The 21,951-nt window shown below is 70.8% G+C and carries 15 protein-coding genes and 1 pseudogene; 7 read left to right on the top strand and 9 right to left on the bottom strand.

The window, feature by feature from the left end; genetic code table 11:
* Positions 1 to 4: 4 nt before the first annotated feature.
* From AC2CHE_RS15820 to AC2CHE_RS15795, 6 genes are all read right to left on the bottom strand, one after another.
* A complete protein-coding gene (locus AC2CHE_RS15820) occupies positions 5 to 2,134 on the bottom strand; it encodes a DEAD/DEAH box helicase (RefSeq protein ID WP_484505646.1) in 2,130 nt (709 codons plus the stop codon).
* Entirely contained in the window at positions 2,131 to 3,432 is a 1,302-nt protein-coding gene (gene brxD / locus AC2CHE_RS15815; protein WP_484505645.1) for a BREX system ATP-binding protein BrxD, read from the bottom strand. The genes AC2CHE_RS15820 and brxD overlap by 4 nt, the downstream gene beginning before the upstream one ends.
* Positions 3,429 to 6,206: a BREX-2 system phosphatase PglZ gene (pglZ, locus tag AC2CHE_RS15810; RefSeq protein WP_484505644.1), complete on the bottom strand. Its 2,778-nt coding sequence runs from the start codon at positions 6,204 to 6,206 to the stop codon at positions 3,429 to 3,431. The genes brxD and pglZ overlap by 4 nt, the downstream gene beginning before the upstream one ends.
* The gene (locus AC2CHE_RS15805) at positions 6,203 to 10,039 is read right to left on the bottom strand and encodes a BREX-2 system ATPase PglY family protein (RefSeq protein ID WP_484505643.1); all 3,837 of its coding nucleotides are present in this window, start codon (positions 10,037 to 10,039) and stop codon (positions 6,203 to 6,205) included. Before AC2CHE_RS15805 ends, pglZ begins: the two co-directional genes overlap by 4 nt.
* Positions 10,040 to 10,404: 365 nt before the next feature.
* Entirely contained in the window at positions 10,405 to 12,417 is a 2,013-nt protein-coding gene (locus tag AC2CHE_RS15800; RefSeq protein ID WP_484505642.1) for a hypothetical protein, read from the bottom strand.
* Positions 12,414 to 12,665: a hypothetical protein gene (locus tag AC2CHE_RS15795; protein WP_484505641.1), complete on the bottom strand. Its 252-nt coding sequence runs from the start codon at positions 12,663 to 12,665 to the stop codon at positions 12,414 to 12,416. The genes AC2CHE_RS15800 and AC2CHE_RS15795 overlap by 4 nt, the downstream gene beginning before the upstream one ends.
* Positions 12,666 to 12,960: 295 nt before the next feature.
* Between AC2CHE_RS15795 and AC2CHE_RS15790 the strand changes: the two genes are divergently transcribed.
* The 7 genes from AC2CHE_RS15790 to AC2CHE_RS15760 all read left to right on the top strand — a co-directional run bounded on the left by AC2CHE_RS15790 (position 12,961) and on the right by AC2CHE_RS15760 (position 16,334).
* Positions 12,961 to 13,842 (top strand): helix-turn-helix domain-containing protein, encoded by an 882-nt coding sequence (locus AC2CHE_RS15790; RefSeq protein WP_484505680.1) that lies wholly within the window; start codon positions 12,961 to 12,963, stop codon positions 13,840 to 13,842.
* Positions 13,835 to 14,029 carry a DUF397 domain-containing protein gene (locus AC2CHE_RS15785; RefSeq protein WP_484505640.1) on the top strand — a complete coding sequence of 65 codons (195 nt, stop codon included), beginning with the start codon at positions 13,835 to 13,837 and terminating at the stop codon, positions 14,027 to 14,029. Before AC2CHE_RS15790 ends, AC2CHE_RS15785 begins: the two co-directional genes overlap by 8 nt.
* Positions 14,030 to 14,208: 179 nt before the next feature.
* Complete coding sequence (locus AC2CHE_RS15780) at positions 14,209 to 14,640, top strand: hypothetical protein (RefSeq protein ID WP_484505639.1); 432 nt, start codon at positions 14,209 to 14,211, stop codon at positions 14,638 to 14,640.
* 92 nt (positions 14,641 to 14,732) lie between these two features.
* Positions 14,733 to 14,996: a hypothetical protein gene (locus AC2CHE_RS15775; RefSeq protein ID WP_484505638.1), complete on the top strand. Its 264-nt coding sequence runs from the start codon at positions 14,733 to 14,735 to the stop codon at positions 14,994 to 14,996.
* Positions 14,997 to 15,011: 15 nt separating this feature from the next.
* A complete protein-coding gene (locus AC2CHE_RS15770; RefSeq protein ID WP_484505637.1) occupies positions 15,012 to 15,272 on the top strand; it encodes a hypothetical protein in 261 nt (86 codons plus the stop codon).
* Entirely contained in the window at positions 15,269 to 15,922 is a 654-nt protein-coding gene (locus AC2CHE_RS15765; RefSeq protein ID WP_484505636.1) for a hypothetical protein, read from the top strand. The genes AC2CHE_RS15770 and AC2CHE_RS15765 overlap by 4 nt, the downstream gene beginning before the upstream one ends.
* Positions 15,909 to 16,334 (top strand): hypothetical protein, encoded by a 426-nt coding sequence (locus AC2CHE_RS15760; RefSeq protein ID WP_484505635.1) that lies wholly within the window; start codon positions 15,909 to 15,911, stop codon positions 16,332 to 16,334. The genes AC2CHE_RS15765 and AC2CHE_RS15760 overlap by 14 nt, the downstream gene beginning before the upstream one ends.
* Positions 16,335 to 16,437: 103 nt before the next feature.
* On the opposite strand, the gene AC2CHE_RS15755 is transcribed toward AC2CHE_RS15760, so the two are convergent.
* From AC2CHE_RS15755 to AC2CHE_RS15745, 3 genes and pseudogenes are all read right to left on the bottom strand, one after another.
* Positions 16,438 to 17,244 (bottom strand): DUF4352 domain-containing protein, encoded by an 807-nt coding sequence (locus AC2CHE_RS15755; RefSeq protein WP_484505634.1) that lies wholly within the window; start codon positions 17,242 to 17,244, stop codon positions 16,438 to 16,440.
* Positions 17,245 to 17,545: 301 nt separating this feature from the next.
* Complete coding sequence (gene pglX / locus AC2CHE_RS15750; protein WP_484505633.1) at positions 17,546 to 21,052, bottom strand: BREX-2 system adenine-specific DNA-methyltransferase PglX; 3,507 nt, start codon at positions 21,050 to 21,052, stop codon at positions 17,546 to 17,548.
* Positions 21,049 to 21,951: pseudogene (locus tag AC2CHE_RS15745) on the bottom strand (BREX system serine/threonine kinase PglW); the annotation flags it as partial. The pseudogene AC2CHE_RS15745 and the gene pglX, both read right to left, overlap by 4 nt.

Here is a 21,951-nt window from a genome sequence, read left to right as displayed (position 1 = left end):
CCGGTCAGTCGACGACCTCGACGAAGCGGACCGGCTCCGTCAGGGTGGCGGCTGCCCCGGGCAGATCGGCCAGGCGGGCGGCCAGGGTGGCGACCGCGAGCCGCTCGGGCAGCGCAGCCCCGAACTTGAGACCGGCGAGCGCCCGGCGATCGACTTCCGGCAGGCAGAGACGTTCTGCGGCATCAGCCACCAGAGCCCGCCACTCGGCGCGGGTCACGTTGTCGCGCAGCCGAAGGGCGTGGTCATCGAAACGCCGCACCGGATCGACGACCTCACTGAGAGTTGCGGTCAGGGTGGCGTTCGCCCGCAGACCGGCCCAGGTCCACCACCACAGGTCGCCGCTCGGGGCCCGGACGATGCAGGTGCCGCCCGGATGCACCAGCGCCGAGCGTTCCTCCCGCAGCTCGGCGAGCCGGCCGGCCGCTCGCTTGGTGATCCGTACCGGTGGATCCTGGCCGAGCAGGACATCGCGTACGGCACGGGTCAGCCGGTAGCCCGATCCGGTCCAGCCCAGCGACGTCCATCGGGCCCGCCCCCCGCCGTCCGCCGGCTCGACGAAGCAGCGCCGCCGACGCCAGTCGACGTAGGTGACCCGCCAGCTCCGGCCGCCCAACAGCAGCCGACGATCGCCGGGTACCTCCTCGGTGAGCAGGCTCGGATCGATCCTGCCCAACTCGGTGCGTCCGTGCAGGACGGTGAATTCGGGCGGCCCGGTGAAGACCGCGGTCATCTCCATGAAGTGTCGCCGCCCGAACCGGCGTTCCGCCTCGGGGCCGATGAACAGCAGCCCGCCATCGCTGTCGAGGTAGCCGTGCCCGGTGAGGTGATGCACGATCGGCCGGGCGCCCGCGTCGAAGGGTGCCAGCCCGTTCCACGCCTGCGCCCACAGCCGGTCGCCGACCCGCCCCTGTTGCAGGCAGAGCGCCAGCACCTGCTGGGCGACGATGTGCCGCGGCTGTGGCGGTGGGAGGACCGGCTCCACCCAGCCCTGCCCCCACAACAGCAGCAGGGCCGCGGCTCTGGTCAGCTCCGGCCCGCTCCGGCAGAGGAACAGACAGTTGCGGACACTGCCCGGCCGACGTCCGGTCCGGCCCAGCCGTTGCAGGAACGACGCCACCGTCGCGGGCGCGTCGATCTGGATCACCCGGTCGAGGTCACCGACGTCGATGCCGAGTTCCAGGGTGCTGGTGGAGACGATGACGCAGTCCCGCGCCTCGGCGAACGCCTGTTCCGCCCGGCGGCGTTCGTCCGCCGAGAGGGAGGCGTGGGACAGGAAGGTGGTGACCCCCCGCTCGCGGAGCAGTTGGGCGAGTTCCTCGACGGTCTGCCGGGCCTCGCAGAAGACGAGCCGTTTCTCGCCCCGGTGCAACGCGGCGATGACGGTGGCGGCGTTGGTCAGCGAGCCGACGTAGTCGAGTTCGACCTCTCCGGGGGGCAGCGGATCACCGGCGGGCCGTGGCCGCGCGCCGCTGGACGCCGTCGACGAGACGAGCACACCCGGACGGGTGCCGGCTCCGGCGCCCTGCAACCAGCCGAGGAGTTGCTCCGGGTTGCCGACGGTCGCGGAGAGGCCCACCCGTTGCAGCGGTCGGTCGACCAGCCGGGTCAGCCGTTCCAGCAGGGCCAGCAGGTGCCAACCCCGGTCGTCCCCGGCGAAGGCGTGCACCTCGTCGACCACCACCGCACGCAGACCGGTGAAGAAGAGCCGATGATCGACGTTGGCACTGACCAGCATGGACTCCAACGACTCCGGGGTGGTCAGCAGGATGTCGGGACGTTGCCACAGCACCGCCCGACGCGCCGAGGACGGCACGTCGCCGTGCCACAGCGCCACCGTCCGGCCCAGCCAGCCCGCGTACCGCTCGATCCTCGGGTGGAGGTTGTTGAGCAGGGCCTTCAGCGGGCACAGGTAGAGCAGCGAGGTGCCGGTCCACCGCTCCCGTGTCATCCGGGACAGCAGCGCAAAGACCGCCGCTTCGGTCTTGCCGCCGGCCGTCGCGGCGAGCAGCAGGGCGTCGTCACCGCGGGTCAGCGGCGGTACCGCAGCCCGTTGCAGGGGCCGCAGATCCGACCAGCCGAGACTGTTGACGACATGGTGCAGCAGCACCGGGTCCAGCGGGTCCGGCTCGCTCACGTCGACAGGTCGACGTCGTCGGCCGAGGCGAGGTTGCGTTCCACCTCGTTCAACTCGTCGGTCCGCAGGGTCAGGGCGTAGTGCCGCCGAGGGTCCCAGTCGGGGAACTGGTCGACCCGGTCGAAGACGTCGGCGACCAGCTTCTTGAGGTAGACCCGGGGAGCCACGCCAACCTGGCCGCCCAGCCGTCCGGCCACCGCGCGGGCCAGCTCACCCAGGTATCCGTCGTCGACGCGTACGGCGAGCCGGTCGTTGCCGTAGATCTCCCGGGCCCGTACGCCGAGGCGGACGAGGGCTTCCTCGGTGAAGCCCGGCAGCCGCAGCTGGGGCGCACGGGGGTTGTCCCAGCGCGGCTCCGACCCGAAATCGGTGGCGAGGCGCTGGGCCAGCGGGGCGAGGCGCTGCACACCCTGCTGCCCGTCGAAGAACGCCGGTGTTCCGGTGACCATCAGGAACAGCCCGGGGAAGCGGTCGGCGTAGATGTCGTCGACGAGCTGGCGCAGCGCGTTGAGCGCCTTGTCCCGGGCGTCGGAGCGTACCCGTTGCAGGGTCTCGACCTCGTCCAGCACCAGCAGCAGGCCGGGGTGGCCGCTGTCGCGCAGCACGGTCAGCAGGCCGCGCAGGAAGGTCAGCGCCCCGAAGTGGTCCAGGTCGCCCTTGATCCCGGCCGCCCGGCGGGTCGCCGCCGCGACGTGCGGCTGCCCACCCAGCCAGGCAGCGAGCCCACCGGCGGTCACCTGGTCCCCGGCGGCCACCGCGGTGCGGTAGCCACGCAGCGCCGCCGCGAAGGCGGGTGTGCTGCGGGAGATCTCCGCGAGCCGGGTCTCCAGCAGCTCGCCGACCGCCCGGTCGAGCGCTCCGGCGTCCGCCTCGGTGGCCGTGCCGGCCGACAGGACGTCCTCCTCCAGCGCGAAGATCCAGTTGTCGAGTACGGGTCGCAGGGCGCTCGGCGCGAACTGCTCGGTGGACAACTGCTCGACCAGTCGCCGGTAGACGGTCTCCATCCGGTGCAGCGGCGTCTCCGACTCGGAGACCTGCACCTCGGCAACGGCGAAGCCCCGACGCTTGGCCCGTTCCCCGAGCCAGCGGGTGAAGAAGGTCTTGCCGGCGCCGTACTCGCCCCGGACGGCCTTGAACACGCTGCCCGCGCCGGTGACCCGATCGAGGTCGTCGTCGAGCGCGGCGGTGAAGCGGTCGAGACCGACCGCGAGCGCGTCCAGACCGTTGGACGGGACCACGCCCCGGCGCAGGGCGTCGATGATGTCGCGCCGGCGGCGAGCGCTCACCTGCACAGTCATGACGCGGACAGCCCGAACTGCTCGGTCATCAGGGCGATGTCCAGCTTCGCGGTCCGCCCGTCGGGGTCGAGGCTGAGCACCGGGTAGCCCTCGACCTGGAGCAGCCGCCGCAGCGCCGTGAAGGTGCCGGTGATCCGGTGCAGCGGTACGTCCGCCCGGGTGGCCAGCGTCTCCAGGGTCGCCCGGCCGTTGCCCGCGATCAGCGCGGCAACCATCGCGGCCACCCGGTCGTCGGCGACGGGCGCCCGGCTGTCGCGACGGTCGGCGTACACCGGGCTGGCGAGCAGCGCGTCGACGAGCGTGGCCACCGGATCCGCCGTAGCCGGCGGCGGTGGCGGGGCCGCCGTGGGCGGCGGCGGTGGCGGGGCCGCCGTGGGCGGCGGCAGGTCGAACAGTCCCTCGTCCTGTGCGGCGGGGCGCGGTCGCCGACCCGGCCGGGAAACCGGCGCGGGCCGGGGGGACGGTACGGGTGCGGGCCGCTGGTCCACGACGGCGGATGCCGCGTGGCCCGCCGACCGCAACGGTTCGCGCCACCACTCGGGACTGGCGACCGGCGCTCCCGCCCAGCCCGGCACGGCCGCCTCGTCCCCGACGGCGAACAGCAGCAGTGGAATGACCGCTTCGGCCGCGCTCGCACCGCCGTGGTAGCCGGCCTTGCGCGGACCGTACCGCAGCTCCTCCCGCCAGGGCAGGATCACCCGACCGCCGCCGAGCGCCACCCGGCTGCCCTGGAAGAGCAGCTCACCGTCGCCCGGCTCGCCGGTCGCCGCCCGCCACCGGTTCTCGTTGCTCTCCGCCGGCCGCAGCACGGCCTCCGCGCCTCGGTCGACGACGTGCCCGTGGTCGGAGACCAGCACCACGACCCGGCCGTGGGCCACCGAGAGCAGGTCCCGCAGCCCTTTGACGGTCTCGGTGTTCCACTCGACCGAACCCGGGTCGCTGCGGTCCAGCGCGTCGTCGATGCTGTTGATGACGGCGGCGACCAGCGGGACCGCCGGGTCCTCGATCGCGGCGGCCACCTCCGGGTCGACCGCCAGCCCGGCCGGGGTCCGCAGGTCGGCCTTGTGCAGCAGCACGCTGTCGGGGAGCCGGCCGGAGAGCGCCTTCACCTCGTCGTAGCGGTCACCGACGGCGATCCGGCCGCTGAACAGGCTGCACCGGTTGACGGCGGTGACCGTCGGCAGGGCGGCGAGAAGTCCGGTACGCGCCCCGCCGCGCGGCGTCAGCTCGGTCCAGGCACCACTGCGCCCGAGCGACTCGGCGATCTCGATTCCGGCCGCGGCGCTCATGCCGTCGAGGAGCAGCAGCAGGACCCGCCGGCCGTTGTCGAGGATCGGCTGCACCACCCGGCCCAGCAGGTCCTCCACCCGCAGCAACGCCCCGGGCTCCCGTTCCGCGCCGGTGGTGTCCTGCAACAGCTCGGCGAACTCGCGGTCGTGCCGGGTCCGGCGGGCGTCCACCGCCGTGTGCAGCGCCCGGTACGCCTCGGCGACCTGCGGATCGACGTCACCGGTGAAGATGTCGAGTCGCGCCCGGTCCACCCATCCGTCGGCGCGGATCTGCCGGAGCACGGCGTCGAGCATGGTGGCCGGCGGGCCGGCGTCCGGGCTGGCCAGCCAGCGCAGCAGCCGGACGGCCATCCGGGCGGTCTCCACCCGGGTGCGGTCCGCCGAGCGGTGTGCCTCGACCTCGGCCAGCCGGTCCTGGGCCCGTTCGATCAGGTCACTCGCGGGCCTGGCCGGGCCGGTGACCGGCAGGGCGAGCCGGACGGCGGTGCCGAAGGCCCGCATCCGCTGGCTGAATCCGGCCGGCAGCAGCGCCGAGGCCGCCAGCCGGCCGGTCACGTCGATCTCGGCCGCGATCTCCTCCGCCCGGCGCAACATGCGGTGCGCGTCGTGGCGGACCGTGTCGTCGTCGAGGGCCCGGTAGACCCATGCCTCGGCCGCCTCGGTGAAGGCCGTCGCCGCCGCGTCGGTGATCCGGGTGCCGCCGAGCCGTGGTTCCAGCCGGGTCCGCGCCACCGCGATCTCGACGTCCGCCCCCGGCCCGGGGTCGCGGGGCCAGAGCACCCCGGCCAGCAGGCCGAGCGGGATGGCGTCGACGCCGTGCCCCGCGCGTACGGCGGCGAGCACCGGTCCGGCGACCGGCCCGGCCGCCTCCAGCAGGAAGTCCCCGATCCCGTCGGCCCATTCGGGTGGCAGCTCGACGAAGCGCATCTGGGCGGTGGCGGCGGTGCTCCACTGCAACAGCCCGGCACCGTCCAACTCGTCAGGTTCGAGCCCCAGCACGGTCCCGGCGAGATGCCGCATCGCGTGGTCACGGGTGAGGATGGTGCCCGCCGGTGGCGGCCATCCGTCAGCCGGTGCCAGCTCGGTGAGCGCGTCCGCAACCCATCGACCGGTACGCACCAGCGTGGAGTCGGGCCGCACCTGACCCCCGAACGCCTGGCTGACCAGATCCCAGGGGTCGACGCTACGACCGGTCTGGAGGCTGACGTGCGCCAGCAGCCCGTCGCCGAGTTCGGTGTCGGTCAGGTCGGTCAGCAGCACGAGTTTCTCGTCCGCCGACCGGTCGGCGAGCGCGGCCCGCGCCGCCATGGGGGTCCGGCAGGGTACGACCCGCACGACCGTGCCGGCGACGGTGAGCACCGGCTCGTCGGCCCAGTGCGGCTGGGCGAGCAGCACGATGGCGTCCGCGTGGTCGCCCTCGCCGAGCCACGACTCGACTTTGCGGCGCACGGCGGCGGGGCGCACCGCGGCTCGGGCAATGCTCACGCCGACCGCTCCGACTCGTCGACGTGCTCCCCGGCCGGCCCGTCGACGCCCTCGTCCACCTGCCAGGCGACAGTGATCCGTCGACCAGCGGCGATCTCCACCTGCATCGCCGCGATGAGCTTGCGCAGCCCTGCCTCGTTCTCGACGGCCGTCCGGCGGAAGTCCGGCTGCCGAGGCTCCACCACGCTGTCGTCGCCGGTCCGCGGCGCGGGAATCGCCGGCTCGACCGGGACCGACGGGTCGGCGGCACCCGACGACCCCGGGTCAGCCGGCGACACCGTCGCCTCGGGCGGGAGCACGACCGGCGGCGGCGCCACGGGCTTCTCCTGGGCCAGCACCGCCACCGACGCGGCGACCGCCTCCCGCAGCGCCGTCGCCAGGTCCACCGCGTGCTGCTCGTCGCGGGCGGCGGCGTGCAGCCGGTCCACGATGCCGAGGGCGCGGGCGTCGGACCCGGCGCGGAGCGTGATCGCGTCGAGCACCGGCCACTGCGCGGTGTCCAGTGCGGTGACCAGTTGCTCCGCCCGCTTGAACACCTGGCTCGCGGCCTGACCATCCAGGCCGCCGAGACGCTGCTCGCCCTCGGCGACGACGGCGACCAGCACCACATCGTCCCGCTCCTGCGCGACGTCGGCGAGCAGGCCGGCGACGCGCCGTGCGGTGGCCAGCCGGCCGGCTTCGGCGCTCGGGTCCAGCCCGAGCGGGCCGGCGTGCGCCACCAACTGTTCGACGAGCTTGCCGGCGGGGCCGGCGTACGTCTTGGCGACCTTGCGCATCGTCCCGGCGAGAGTGCCCAGGTTGGCCGGGTTGCGGAAGAGCGGCAGCACCTCGCCGAAGAAGGGCTGCCCGAACCGTACGGCGGTCTTCCACGTCTCGTCGTCCGGCATCGGCGGGTGGCGCAGCTCGAAGCGGTCCTCCACTCCGCCCACCGCCGCGACGCTGATCTTGCCACCGTTGTCGTACCAGCTGAGCTGCTGTTCGAAGGCGAAGACCGCGATGATCAGGTTTTGCAGTTCCCGGTCGAAGCCCCGGGCCTTCGGCACGTCGAGCAGTTTGCGCAGCGCGTGCACCGGCCAGCGGTCCCGGTAGTCCTGCCGGGCCGCCTCCTGCAACAGGTGCCGGCTCCAGAAGCAGGCGCTGATGTCGAGCACGTACCGGTGGTCGACCACCTCGCCGAGTTGGAGCGGGTTGCAGATCCGGCGCAGGATCTTCTGGTCCGCCGGTGAGTCGACGGCCACGCCGTGGGTGGGGTCGGCGGCGGCCCGTCTCGCGTAGTCGAAGACCTTGGCCAGGTCGGCGCGGGCGAGCGGCTTCTCGTCCACGGGCAGGGCGGGGGTGCCCGGGTACGACCACTCCAGCAGTTCGCCGGTGAGGTTGCGGAACGCGTCGGCGAGGGTGCCGCCCCGGGGGTCGCCGATGCGCAGCCCGTCGGCGAGGGTGTGCAGCACCCCGACGGCGTCGGGCTCCACGTCGGAGGGTTGCGGGTTGGCCGCGCCGTACGCCTGCTTCAGCGCGGTGATCAGGCCGTCACGGAGCTGGGTCTGCCGCTGGAGCAGGTAGACCCGGCCCTGCTGGCGGTCGGCCTTGGGCCAGTCGGCGGCGAGGGTGTTGAGCCGCTCCCCCGCGCCACCGACACCGAGCAGATAGTTGATCTTCGCAAGCTGGGCGACGCGGCTCATCATGTCGTCGGTCAGGTACAGCGGCAGCCAGAACACGGTGTTGGAGCCGCGCGGCAGTTCGCCGATCCGGGCCCGGTCGGCGTTGCGCGGTAAGCCCTGCGGGTCGAACGGGTAGTCGATGACGATCCGCCAGGACTCGCCCGGGGCGATCAGCGCGGCGACCGGCATGGTGTGCGGGTCGCGTACGTTGCCGAACTTGACCTGGACGATGTGCCGTCGCCCCCGCCACTCGCGCGGGTGCTGCACCTCGCCGTGGCTGCCCTCGCTGCCGGTCAGCCCCATCTCCGCGCTGATCAGTTCGCGGAGTAGTTGCTGGCGTACTCCGGCCGAGGTTTCGTTGTGCGGCACCAGGTCGAGCAGCTTGTCGAAGTCGACGGTGTGCAGCTTCAGCGACACGACCGGGTCGTGGTCGTCGGTGAGGTGCAGCTCGCCGGCATCCTGCGCGATCTTGCGGAGCCGGGTGAGCACCATGCTGTTCTCGTAGCCGGGGATCGGCGAGGCGATCGAGCCGAAGTTCAGCGCGTGCAGCTTGGCGGCGGTCAGGTTGTGCAGGGCCGGCACCTCGGGCACCAGGGCGCCGAGCAGGATCGTCTTGACCAGCTTGTCGTCGAGCTGGAACTGGGTGTGCCCGGCTGCCCGCTCCTCGTCGATGCCGTTGAGGCCGAACAGCAGCGGGCGCAGCTTGCGCAGGTAGAGGCCACGGGCGGCGTCGAACTGCTGACGCAGCTTCGGCCGGTCGGGCAGTTCGCCGTGCAGCACCAGCGGGTCGAACAGCGCGGCCACCCCGATCAGGTCGTTGACCCGCAGGGTGTCCCGCCGCTCGACCAGCAGCTCGGTCATCACCTTCAACGCGGTCCGTTCGCGCTGAAGCGCCTGCGACAACGCGACCAGGGTGGCCACCAGGGCCGGTGAGAAGGGGTAGAGCTGCCGGAAGGCGGTGGCATCGGAGCCGATGCCGGCGTCGCCGTACTGCGCGCCGAGCAGCAGGGTGTCCCACACCTCACGGTTGTGCCGCACCGCGGCGAACGCGTTGTCGATGGTGGCCCGCGCCGTTTCGTCGTTCGGGTGCAGCAGTCGCTTCTCGGTGATCTCGGGCAGGTTGGTGTCGGCGAGGACGATCTCACCGAGCCGGCCCTGGACGCTGCGCATCACATGGGCGAGGGCCTCCCGCTCGGTGCCGCCGACCTGCGGACCGAGGAACTCCTCCAGGTTGCGCTGTCGGGCCACGAACGAGACCAGCGGCAGCGGCCGGGCCGCGTCGGCGGACTCGACAAGCTTGTTGAGCTTGGCGCCCTCGGTGTTGACGAAGATGTAGTCGGCGATCCGGCCGGAGAGCCAGAGGATCAGCTCGTCGAGGAAGAGGACTATCGCGTCGTACCCGAGGGACTTCGCGTGCCGGGTGATGACGGCGAGGCCGGTGTCCAGATCGAGGTATTCGGCGCTGTGCACCGCACCGCGGTAGAAGGTCTGGGTCAGCGCGCTGACCAGGGCGTCGCGGTCCTTCGTGCCCGGTGGCTGCGCGGCGGCCTCCGCGTACCGCTGCGGGGTCCAGCCCTCGGCCTGGGCGCGCAGCGCCGCCAGACTCATGCCGCCCGCGCCGGGGGCGGCGCTACCGCCGCGCAACTTCTCGAAGAACGTGTCGTCACCGAGCGTCCGCCGCAGGTCGGCCGCGCCGTCCAGCAGCGCATCCGACCGGTGTACGGCGGGCACGGGCGCCTCCGGGTGCGCGGCGGTGATCTGGCGCAGGTAGCCCTCCAGAATGGCCTGCTCCACCGAGCGCGCGTCGAGCATGTGCAGGGTGAGGCTGAGGAACCGGCGGCCGGGCAGCCAGGAGTCGGCCCCGACCACCACACTCTCCAGGCCCCTGATCTTCCGGGCGTCGGGGTGGTGCGCCAGGATCTCCCGCAGCACCGCCATGAAGTGCGACTTGCCGGAGCCGAACGAGCCGTGCAGGAACATCGCCTGCGAGCGGCCGGTGGTGACGGCGTGCCCGATCCGCTGGAGCGCGCTGCCGAAGTTCTCCCGCAGCTGGTCGGTGACGACGTACCGCCCCAGGTCGGCGCCCTCGGCCGCCTTCACCACGAAGTCGCCCTCGCCGACCGAGGTCGGAATGTCGATCAGGTCGCGCAGCAGCGTCACCGGTATTGCCTCCAAGCCTGCCCAGGGTGCCCGACACGCTACCCAGAGGCATGGATGTCCGGGTACCACCCCGGTTGGCACTTTCCGTCCACGAGCACCGGCCACGATGGACCGACGACGGAGCAGGCGGCCGTTCGTCGGAGAAGTCGCAGATCAGCCCGGCGTCGACGAATCGACCGCGACCGCCAGGAGCAGCCGCGCGAGGAAGTCAAGTTCCCGACAAATCCACGCCCATCACTCGATCAGTCCGCGCGGACAGGTGCACCCGCACGCGCCAAGACCCCACCCAGTCGACAACATCGGGGAAACTGCTGCCTCAGACCCCGCCGAGGCGACAACATCGGGGAAACTGCCGTCCGAGGGAGTCCCGGCAGGTCACGTCAGTTCATGGTGTGCAGATGCGGCGCTTCGGCGAGCAGGCGTACGCCGTCGTCGTCGTGGAGGTGGACGGCACAGCCGGCACGGGTGAGGCGCACGGTCAGGGTCTGCCCGGCGTGCCGGGCGGCCAGTCGCAGCAGCGTCGGCACCGGATCGGCGATCAGGTCGTTCGGCTGGGCGGCGGGCACCGGGATCGGCACCACCGGGTCGGCCGGAACGGCGTCGGCGACGGTGTCGTCCAGGCACTCGACGCACCAGGCCAGCGCCGCTTCGAGGGTCGGCCGGTGCGGCCACTCGTCGGGGCGGACCGGGGCGGCTCGCCTGCGCAGGTGGACCGACCAGCGCAGCCCGTCCAGGCGCAGCGGGTCACCGGCGTGGTGCCGCAGGTCGCAGACGCTGACCTCCAGCGCCAGGTCCAGGCCGAGCGCGAGCCGGATCAGTTCGGCCAGCGTCGGGGCGTCGGGGCGTACCGCCGTCACGATCAGCCGGCCTGCGGGCTGGCCCCGCCCGGCGGCACGCACCTGTTCGGCGACCGGGTCGGCCCCGGCCCAGGTCAGGGTGACGTAACCGCCGCGCAGGTCGTGGTCGATCTCGTGGCCGCCGTCGGCCTCGGCGAGGTCCTCCGGTCGTACGCCGAGGATGGGTGCCCACGATCCGAGCCGGTAGCGGTCGGGAAGCTGGACCACCGGCTTGCCTCCGGGCTGCGTGGCGACCAGCGTGGCCTCCTCCGTCGCGCCGGACTGCCAGGCCAGGTGTACCACCCGGTGCCGCAGGTCGGTCAGGGTGACCAGCACCGTCTCGGGCAACCGGTGGGTGCCGCAGCAGGTCGGGCAGGTCAACGCGGACGGCCGCAGCCCGACGCCGCCGCAGTGCGCGCAGTCGACGTCGACGGGTCGGCCGCCGAGGCGGCAGTCGCAGCTGCGCAGCCGGCTGCCGGGAACGCAGTCGGGGCAGCGCCGCCAGCCGACCGGCTCGCCGAGCCACGGCGGGTCGGGTGGTGGGCAGCCCCGCCGCAGCGGCACCCGCACCCGGCGGACGACCTGCCCGGTGGGCTGCTCCACCAGGTGCTCGACCGGTTGGCCGCCCCGCAGGCTGGTGTGCCACCAGCGGCCGTCGCGCCAGATCGCCTGCGCGCCGGGCAGCTCGACGCCGCTCCCCGGGTCGACGCAGTCGGCGAGGATGCGGCGTTCGAGCTGGTCCACGTCGACGGCCGGCACGGCGGGCGGGCGCGGCCCGTCGAGGCGCAGCATCCGGGCGGGGGCGCTGCGGCCACGCTCGGTGAGCCCGGCGAGCGCGTCGGCCACGTCGGTCCCGGCCAGGGCCGCCGGCAGGTCGGCGTGCCCGAGCCAGATCTTCGGCACCGGCGAGCCGGGCACCTCGTAGCGGACGTCCCAGTCGACCCGCGCGCCCTGCCGACGGGCCTCGATCACCAGGTCGAGCAGGAGCAGGTCGGCCAGCGCGCGGAGCCGGGCCAGCCGGCCGGCCGGCTCGACCGGCGGCGCGGCGACCGACCGGCCGACGATCAGCCGCCAGGGCAGGTGATCCAGGCCCACGATCGCCTGGGCCTCCAGCTCGTGTCGCCGTGCGGCCGGCAGGTCGGGCCGCCACTGCGCCGGCAACCACAGCGTCAGCGCCTGGTCGGTGATGCTCGCACCGACGCTGGCGGCCAGCTCGCGTACCTTCCGGCCCAGGTCGACCGCCCAGCCGCCGGGCTCCGGTTGCGGGTCCAGGCTGCCGGGCGTCACGCGGTGGGAGGCGACCGCGCCGGTGTCCAGGTTGGCCACGCTGAGCACCAGCTGCGCCCGCCGCCGCCCGCGCCGCCGGCAGCGGTGACAGGGGTACGCGACACTGCCCGCCCCCCGGCACTGCTCACAGTCGCGGTACGCCTCACGCTGGACCAGCGTCGCCGCCTCGTCGGCGAGGAACCGGTCACCGAAGCTGGTGCACCCGCACGGCAGCAGCGTGAACGTCGTGCCGTCGCAGTCGGGGCAGACGATGGTGGTCGCCCCGGTCACCGTGGTGCCCGCCGCGCGCAGGTCCCGGCGTGACCGGCCCGGCGCCCGCACCGCCGGCCGTGCGGCAACGCCAGATCGCAGAAGACCCGATGGCGTACGCCCTGATCGTCCTCGGCGGAGACGGTCGTCTCGCCCGCGTCCACCTCGGAGAGGAAACTCAGCGAGCGGGCCAGGGTGCCGGCGAACTGCCGGGCGGCGGGCAGGTCGGCGGCGGTGAACGGCAGGTGCGCCACCCAGCGGCGGGTCACCGGCGGGCCGCCTGCGCCTCGCGGGCCAGCTTCGCCGCCGGCCGGGCAGGCTCGGCCCGACAATGCCGAAGAAACGCACGCACGACAGCACCACCTCTACTCGGTGACAGATTGTCTCGACAATTCACGGCGACGGGAATGCCACGCTAATCGCCTTTGTCGGCTCCATCTTGTAGGGTCATGGACAGCATGGCAACGAATGTTCCGTCATACCGTTCCGCTATTCGTGGGCAACGTTTCCACGTTGCAGAACGGCCGCCGGGATGTTGCAAAATTCGACCGGAGGGAGAGCCGGGTGGCCGATGACATGGGGTCGACGGTGCCCCGCCGCCAACTGGGCCGGGCCCTGCGTGACCTGCGCACCGAAGCCGGGGTGACCCTCGACGCCGCCGCCGAGGCCCTGGAGTGCAGCCGGCAGAAGGTGTGGCGGATCGAGAGCGGCCTCGGCTCGGTGCGCGGCGTCGACGTCCGGGCCATGTGCGAGCTGTACGCCGCACGCGGCGAACTGACCCGGGCGTTGACCGCCCTGGCCGGCGAGACAAGGGCGAAAGGCTGGTGGCACGCCTACGGCGACGCGATCCCCGACTGGTTCGAGCTGTACGTCGGCCTCGAATCCGCCGCATGCCGAATTCGAAGGTATGACGAAGCCCTGATCCCAGGACTGTTACAGACCCGTAGCTACGCGCTGGCCGTCTACCAACATCGCGCAGAGGTGACGGATGACGAGCGTGAGCGTCTGGTTCAGGTGCGACTTCAGCGACAGTCACTGCTGGTACGTCGCCTGCCGGCAGCACCCGAGATGGACGTCGTCATCTCGGAGGGCGCGCTGCTACGGATCGTCGGCGACCGGCCGACGATGGTCGAGCAGCTACGACACCTGCTCGACGTCGGCGAGCGGGACAACGTGCATATTCGAGTTCTGCCGCTGTCAGCAGGTCTGCACAGGGGTGTCGAGGCTGGCACCTTCGTCATGCTGGAGTTCCCGCTTCGGAATCGGGCAACGCCGGAACCCTCTGTGATCTACAGCGAGTCGTGGACTGGCGCGCTCTATCTCGATCGACCGGAAGAGTTCGCTGCCTACGAGAAGGTCTGGAAGAGCCTGGATCAGCTCGCCTTCGATGAAGGACAATCGAGGCACCTCATCAACAAGATCATCGGAGAGGTCCACCATGGCTGATCTGACCGGCGCCCGTTGGCGCAAGAGCACCCGCAGCGGCAGCAACGGCGGCGACTGCGTCGAGGTCGCCGACAATATGCCCGGCGTCGTCGCCGTACGCGACAGCAAGGACCCGGACGGTCCCGCCCTCACCTTCACCCCCACCGCCTGGACCACCTTCGTCGCCACCACCCGCAACCACCGCTGATCGCTCCGCCCGCAGCACGTCGAGATCTTGGACAGTTCCCGTTTCTCGCTAACGACAACTGTCCAAGATTGACGGTTGCCGGCCTGCTGCGTCACGGTGACTGCGCGAGCGAGTGGGAGCCGGGTCTGGACAGAGCTTCCGGCTGATCACTTTTCAGGCGGCGCGTGGTTAACCAGTCCGTGAGCGTACGGACCGAGTTCAGCGACCTGATCCGCGCGATGGCACGCCGTGACTGGGGCACGGTAGACCAGATCCTGGACGGCCTGGAGACCACCGGTTGGCGCGGTGGCAGCCAGGTGATCGGTGCGGCATTCGCCATCGCGGTCAACGAGCGCTTCGCCGCTGGCCACTCTCCGACCGACGTTGCTCGCTTCGTAGCCGAGACGCGGTCGCAGTTCCCCGACGCGCAGTCGCTTCCCGCGCTGGAGATGGAAGGACTCGTCCGGGCGGCGCTCGGCGAGGTCGGTCTGATCGAGAACCTCAACCCCGAGACGGCCCTCCAGATGCAGATCGTCTTCCTTGGCAAGTTGCTACAGGACCGGGACCACAGCGAAGCACAGCTTGAAGCGTTCATTGTCGATGTGGAACGCACCGCAGCCGACTACCTGTAGCTACCGGGCTGCAAGCCGAGGCCATCTCCGATAGTGTCCGCGCGACTACGCAAACGTGATCTACGCTCGCGGGCGGCAGACGGAGGGACAGCATGGCCAGCATCGAAGAGGTCAAGGCGGCGCTGATGCAGGCAGCCGAGCAGGGCAACGTCACGATCAACCAGATCCGCGCCGCCGCCGAGAACACCGAGCAGATGCTGACCCGACTACGTGCCGTCGCCGCCGGCACCGGCCACCCGACGATCGCCGAGGCCATCGCCCGAGGTGAGCAGAGCAAGCAACGCCTGGCCGAGGCCATGACGCTGGTGCAGGGCAGCTCGGAGGCCGCTCGCCGCTACGTCGGCGTCCTCGGCTGAGCACCGACCGCCACCATGAGTGTCGGTGAGGTCAAGGCGGCCCTCCGCGCCGCCGTCGACAACGCGCGCCAGGGACGACGGGTGTTCGACATGGCCGTCTCCGAGGCCGATGCGGCGGCCCGAACGGCGAACGCCGCGCTGAGCGGCAGCCAACACGCGCACGTGACCGACACTCGTCAGGCACTCGCCGCCGCCAAGGCAGAGGTCGAACCGACTCGCCGCCGATTCGACCACACCGCCGAACACGCAAGCGACTACCTCACCCGACTCGGATGAGCGGCAGCATCGCCGAGCTGGTCGCGCAGCTTCTCGCCGTACGCGGAAAGCTTGATGCCGCAGCGGTCACCGCGCTGCGCGCCCGGACGGACGCCGAAGTGGCCTTGGCGCGGCTGATCGAGGTGCAGCGCGGTAGCGACGACAATCGGTTACGCGCCGCCGTCGTGGACGCCGAGGTGGCCCGGGACAAAGCCGGCCGGTACGCCCGCCTCCTGGCTGAGGCCGCCGACCACATCACCGAGTACGTCAACACGATCGCCCCCGGCTCCGCGCCCACCGAACCAGACGATGCGGCTTCGCCGTCCGGGGACCGCTTGGTGACCGAGGCTGAGGGACGCGGACGGCGTGCCGACATCGCCTGGCGCAAGCAGGTCCGGAAAGCCGATGACACCGAGGACAGCCTGAAGGACACCGAGACCAGTGTCCGCGACGTGCTCAAGTTCCTCAAGCAACACGGCGAGGGACAAGGCGGAACCACTAGTGGGACGACGAGCCCTGTGCCCACGCCCGGACAGGATCGACCGCATGTCGACAATCCGGTGACCGCTGCGGTGATGGCGGCTGGCGCGTTGGCGGTGACCGTGAAAGCGATATGGAACCATGGCAAAGCGCGACGAGCGAGGAAGCGAGACGAGCATGATCAAGCCTGAGCTGCCCGAGTACATCCGCACCATGGTCCGTGGCGACCATGCCGCCAACGACGCGGTCGAGGCCAAGCTTGACGCCGAGGGCTGGGACGGCCTTCCGCGCTACCTCGCGGCGGTCTTCTTCCTCGCCGTCGACCGCCGCTTCGGCGAGACCGCCAGCCGTGCCGAGGTGATCACCTTCGTCGGTGAGTTACGCGCCGGGTTCGCCAACGGTGGCCCCGAGATCAACGCCGAGGCCGCCGAGCAGCTCATCCTGTCCATCATCGACCCGTCGCTCGACTACTCGATGAGCCAGGAGATGATCGGCCGCGTCCAGGCGGCCACCGTGCAGAAGATCCTCACCGAGGAGAACCTGTCGGACGACGAGTTGGACGCCCTCCTTGCGGAGGCCGTCAGCCTGGCCTCCCGCCCTTGAGCCCCAAGGGCGGGAGCTGACCGTTGCGGCCGCCGCGCCGCCGGGAGAGCCCCGCACCTCCATCAACCGACTACGGCGCGACTCCCCGAAACCCATCGGCCGGTCACAGGACGACGACGGCGTCCTCAGCAAAGGTGAACAGGCCGGCGTCGAGCGTGATGGTCTTGAGCTTGGTGCCCTTCGGTACATCGAAGTACACGTTCGCGGTCACCGAATTACCCGGATTGATCTTGTCGAGGAATCCTTGCCCGTCGCTGTTGCCGTACATCCCGGCCACTCCGTCGACCTCGAACTCTCGCTCGTTGGCGTCCTGAGCGGTGAGGATGCTGTCGGCATGGAACGTGTGCGCGGTCTTGGTGACGTTCTTCACGGTCACGCCGACCTTACAGAACGCGCCTTGCGCCTTGGCGTTGAGGAACTCGCTGCCCACCTGGGAAATGCCGCACTTCACGCTATTGACGGTGAACTCGAAATCACCGCCGCGTACCTTGTCGCCGATGCCGGGGGCCTTCGACTTCGTAGGCGCCGGAGCCGCAGTCGTCTTCTTCGGCACGGGTGCCGCCGCGCTCGTGGCCGGTGCCGCCGCGCTCGCCGACTCGCTGCTCACGGCAGCGGGAACGTCGCTGGTGGCGGAGGTCGCCGAGGTATTCTCGTCGCCGCTGACCAAGCCGATCACGAGCGTACCGCCACAGCACAGCATCACGAACGCGCCCACGCCGATGAGGGTGGGCAACAGCCAAGCGGCACGCTTCTTGGGTGCGGCCGGTGGAACGGGCATCGACGGAGGAAACTGACCCGCCGGGGGCGGCGGGTACTGACCGGCGGACCCCTGCGGGAATGCAACGCTCGGCGGCATCGGCGGCTGGCCGGCGGGCGTCGGGTTCTGGTCAGGCCCGTATTGTTCCGTCATTGAGTCATGTCTCCTGGATCGCGGTTCACACTTACGCGTTGTGCGCAAGGCAACAACACGATGCCACAGTCAATCGCAAATAATAGTCGTCCTGCCGTCTCGGACCGCACGACAAGTTGTTCGCCAAAAACAGACCGAATTGATGACTCGGCCTCAGGCATCGAGTCAATCCATAAGCCTGTGGCTCATCTGCCCGGCAGGAACCGCCGCACCAGTGCCAATTCTGTCAGATATCCGCCAACAGCTCTCGTTGATAGTTTCGGACCGAGCAGAAAATCCTCGCCGGGACGCCTCGTTCCCCCTAACTGCCGGTCAGTCCGCGCAACTCGGTCAGGGCTGCCCGGTCGGCGGCGAGTTGGGACAGTTCGGTGTCGATGAGGTCGGTGAAGAACTGGGCGGGTGAGCCGGGGAAGTCAGGGCGTTCGTCGGCGTACCACTGGTGCAGCCACGGTTCCAGCTCGGCGATGCCGGCCAGCAGCGGCAGCAGCCGTTCCACCGGCCAGGCCGCCTGGAGCTTGCGGTCCAGGTAGGCGGTGGCCAGCGCCTGCGCCTGGGCGAGGTGATCCCACCCGGCCCAACCGAGCAGCTCGGTGCCGTCGCCGTCGCGGCCCGCCTTCGGGTACGAGATGAAACGTTCCTTCGGCACGTCGAGCTTGCCGCGCGCCCGCCAGTACGACGGCTTGGCGAAGTCCGCCGAGGTGTACTTCGGTGGCACCTTGATGTCGACGTCCTCGCCCGCGTCCTCCAGCCGCTGCTGCGCCCAGACCCGCTCCCACTGCGCCCGCTTGCGCAGCCCGGAAGGCTTGTAGCGGTACGCCGGCAGGTACGGCACGTGCTCGTCGGTGACGAGCTTCGCCAGGGTTTTCGTCAGGTCGTGGTCGTCGCGGCCGACCCACAACTCCAACACTGACCGAAAGTCCTCGTCGTGGCGTACCCGGTCGGCGAGCTGCGCCACCGACTGCGGCGTCGGACGGTCGCCCCACAGCTCGGGTGCCTCCAACCGGTCGAGCAGCCACTCCCGCAGCGCCTTGGCCCGCATGGCGTCCCAACCCTCGGTGGCCCACCGCCGCTTGCACTCCGGCCGCTCGATCAGCGCGATGTTGCGATCCGACTCGATGATCTCGATCCGCCGCTGCACCAGCCGGCGATAGTCCTCCGGCCAGTGCGCCGGCAGCTCCGTGATCGGCGTCGACCCGTGCCGCGCGAACCACTGCGTCTCCACCTCGCCGGCCGCCATCCTCCGGGCCAGCACGATCTCGAAGGCCCGCTCCCCCAGCTTGACCTCCGGCGGCTCGGCGCAGGTCAGCTCCTCGCCACACAGCCCGTAGAGCCGGTAGACCTCCCAGTCCAACTCCTCCTGCGCCGCGATCATCCGCGCCCGCGTCGCGTCGTGGTCGGCCCGCGCCGCCACCAGCCGCTCCCGGGTCGGCACGCCACCCTCCGCGACCGCCGCCGGGCTCAGGCCGGCGAGCCGCTGCGCCAACGAGTCGAGCAGCCGCGCCCTCTCCAACGGGTACGCCCCCGGCAACGGAAACTCCTGAAGCTTCGTCCCGGTGAACTCGTAAAACCGCTCCCATTCTTGGGACTTGAAGCCCTCGTTGACGCCCTGGCTCCCTTTGTTGTGGCTGACCTGCTTGAGCCAGAAGCAGGCGGTCGAGCTGTTCAACACCCCGAGCAGCCGCAGGTGATCGTCCTCCGTCGCCCCCTCCGCCAACTTGATCACCGGCGCCGTACTATTGAACAGTCGACCCTCTCGGTCAAGGGTGAAGTGGTTGTGTGTTGCTACGAAGGCGAACGTCAGCCCAAGCTTCGCGTGTAACTTGCTTGAGTAATTTTCCAGATGCGCGAACCAGGGTCGCCCGCTGGCAATAACCGACTTTCCGAAAATCAGCCGAGAGGCGAGGCCGCTCCGGAAAGGCCACAAACTCCTCGCCACCAAGAAGTCAGACTCAGGCAGATAGTTGGCGTTTGCGCTGTCAGAGTAGGGCGAACGCACATAGATAACCGCTCGGAGGCCGAAGTCTCGAACGACGTCGCCTATAATCAACTCGCGGACCCGCCGAACCTCCCCAGCACGAACCACCACCGTCTGTGGCATGAAGTAAACCTCGTCGGCCCCAGTTTTGGTTGTCCTACCAATCGACTGCACCAGCGACGAGAGGCGCGATGCTTCTCCCTCCAAACGGGCGACCAACTGCGCAGCACCGCCACCAGAAAGACTCCATGGATACACGGAAATCCGATCGCGAGCGAGATCAACCACACCTACCCACAACGATTCTGACCCGGGGGCATCAATCTGCTGCTGTATCGCGTTCCAAACGAGACCAGACCCAGGTTCAGCCGGCTGCGATGGTTCACCTCGGATACCCAACACCACGCGTACATCTTGCTTACGCCTACGTGGGTTCGAACGGCCAACGAGGATGACGGTTGGGGTGCCGTGGCCGGGGATGTAGGCGCCGGAGGTGTCGATGACCTCGGTCAACTCGACCTGGTGGGCGAAGTAGTCTTCGATGAGTTTCTTGCCGAATTCGCGCTTCATGAAGGCGTTGCCGGTGATCTGGCCGACGTGGCCGGCACCTTCGCCGTGCTCGTCGCCGCGCCTGGCCAGGTCGAAGAAGCGCTTGGCGAATGGCACCGTCAGCGCGTACTGCCGGTGGCAGACGTCGGGGTAGATCTCGCGGTAGAGCTTGTTGCGGGCCGAGTCGGCGACGGTGATGTAGGGCGGGTTGCCGACGACCACCGCGTACTGTCCCTCGTCCAGGTAGTCGGCGAGCACGTCGGCGTCCTCGGTGGCGTACGCGAAAGCTTCCCGGCCCTCCAACTGCGCCATCAGGTCGCCCTGGTGGCGGGAGGTGCGGCCCCAGTGCAGGAGGGAGTCGCCGGTGGCGACCCGGACCTGCCAGTGCGGGGTGCGTTCCAGGGAGCGTAGGCCGCATTCCTTCATCGCGGCGATCAGCAGCCGGAAGCGGGCGATGGCCACCGCGAACGGGTTGATGTCGACGCCGGTCACCTGGCCGAGGGCCCGCTCGACCAGCACCCGGATGTCCGTGCCAGGCTCGCGTCGCCGCCAGCGTCCCACCAGGCGGCCGAACGCGCCGAGCAGGAAGTGGCCCGAGCCGCAGGTGGGGTCGATGACGGTGGTTTCCGGCAGGCCGAATTCGCGTACCGCCGGCTCGAAGGTGCGGTCGAGGATGAACTCTTCGACGAACTCCGGCGTCTGGAGCAGGGCGTACGTCTTCTTGGCGTGGGTCGACAGGTCCTGGTAGAGGTCGCCCAGGAAACGGGTGTCCAGATTCTCTACCCGCAGCGACACCAGGCCCGGCCCGCGCCGGAAGAACTCCGACAGCGCCTCGGCCGCCGCGCCGGAGATGGGGAACCGCCACACCGGGTTGTGCTCATCGAAGATCTTGCCGGTGGCCTTCAGCGTGCGCAGGTAGCCGAACGCCTCGCGTAGCCACTCGCGGTCGTTGTGCCGGGGGTTGTCGATCAGGTGCTGTTGGCGGTGCTGCATGCCCCGGCCGACCGGTGCGGTCGGTTCCGGTCCGCCGATCCAGAGCGGTTCGACCAGGTCGTTGTCCTCGCAGAAGCGGACGAAGACGCAGCCGAGCACCCAGGCCACCGCCGCCTGGTCGATGATGTCCTCCAGCCACGTCTCGAAGGTGCCGGCCGTACGCCGGGCGTCGGCCGCCTGGGCGTGCTCCTTGCGCAGCGAGGATTCCAACTCGGAATCGTGGGCCACCTGCCCGCGCAGGTCGTCGGTGAGGGCGGTGACCTGGTTTTGCAGCGCCTTCAGCGGGATCATCGGGGCGCGTTCCTCTCCAGGGCGGGGGTGTCCCAGTCGTCCGGCAGCCACAGCGACTGGGTGGCCGGCGCGGTGAGCGGCAGTTGCTGGCCGTCGAGCAGCACCGGCTCGGTGCGGCGTACCGGCACCAGCAGCAGCCGGGCGGCGGGGCGAGGTCGGGTGGGGTCGGCCAGTTGCTGAATGAGGTGGAGTTGCTGGTAGCGGGCCAGCGGTGCGGCCTCGGTGATCAGCACCGGGCGGTCGGTGTCGGTGAGCGCCGTCTCGATCGCCGGCAGCACCTCGTGTTGGAAGATCTCCACCAGGGAGCGGAAGTCGGCGTCGGTCGGCACGCCGGTGTCGGCGGCGACGATGGCCTCCCAGGGGAAGGCGAGTGCCCGCAGCCGCGCCAGCATGATGGCGGTGACGTCGACCTCGGTGAGGTCGTACCGCGCCAGCAGGGCACGACGGCTGCGGGCCGGACGACGGATCGAGGTGAGCGCGACCAGGAAGCCGCGCCGTTCGATCACCTCGGCGATCCGGCGGCGGGCGCGGGCGGCTGCGTCCGGTTCCAGGATCGGTCCGCCGGTGCTGCCGGAACGGGTGCCGGTCACCGACCGGGTGCTCTGCGGCGGGACGTAACAGCCCAGGGTCGCCTCCCAGAACAGCGGGATCTCCCGCAGCAGCTCGTCGAGCCTCGGCCGGGGCGGCAGCTCCTGGGCGCGCGGGAACCGGGCGCGCACTCGGGCGCGTACCGTCTCGGGGTCGAGGTGCTGGCCGACCAGCGCGCCCGCGGCCAGCCGCAGCGCGCGCTCGGCGGGCATCCGCTCTGCCGGGTACAGCTGGCCCTGGGCGTTGACCGCGGCCTCGCGGGCGCTGCCGGCGGCGGCGAGTTGGAGCAACCGGGCGTCGCTCAGCGGCGG

The sequence above is a fragment of the Micromonospora sp. ATLC16 genome, from assembly GCF_057196645.1.
The sequence above is the reverse complement of the archived record's forward strand: the minus strand, read 5'-3'. Positions and strand labels throughout refer to the sequence as shown.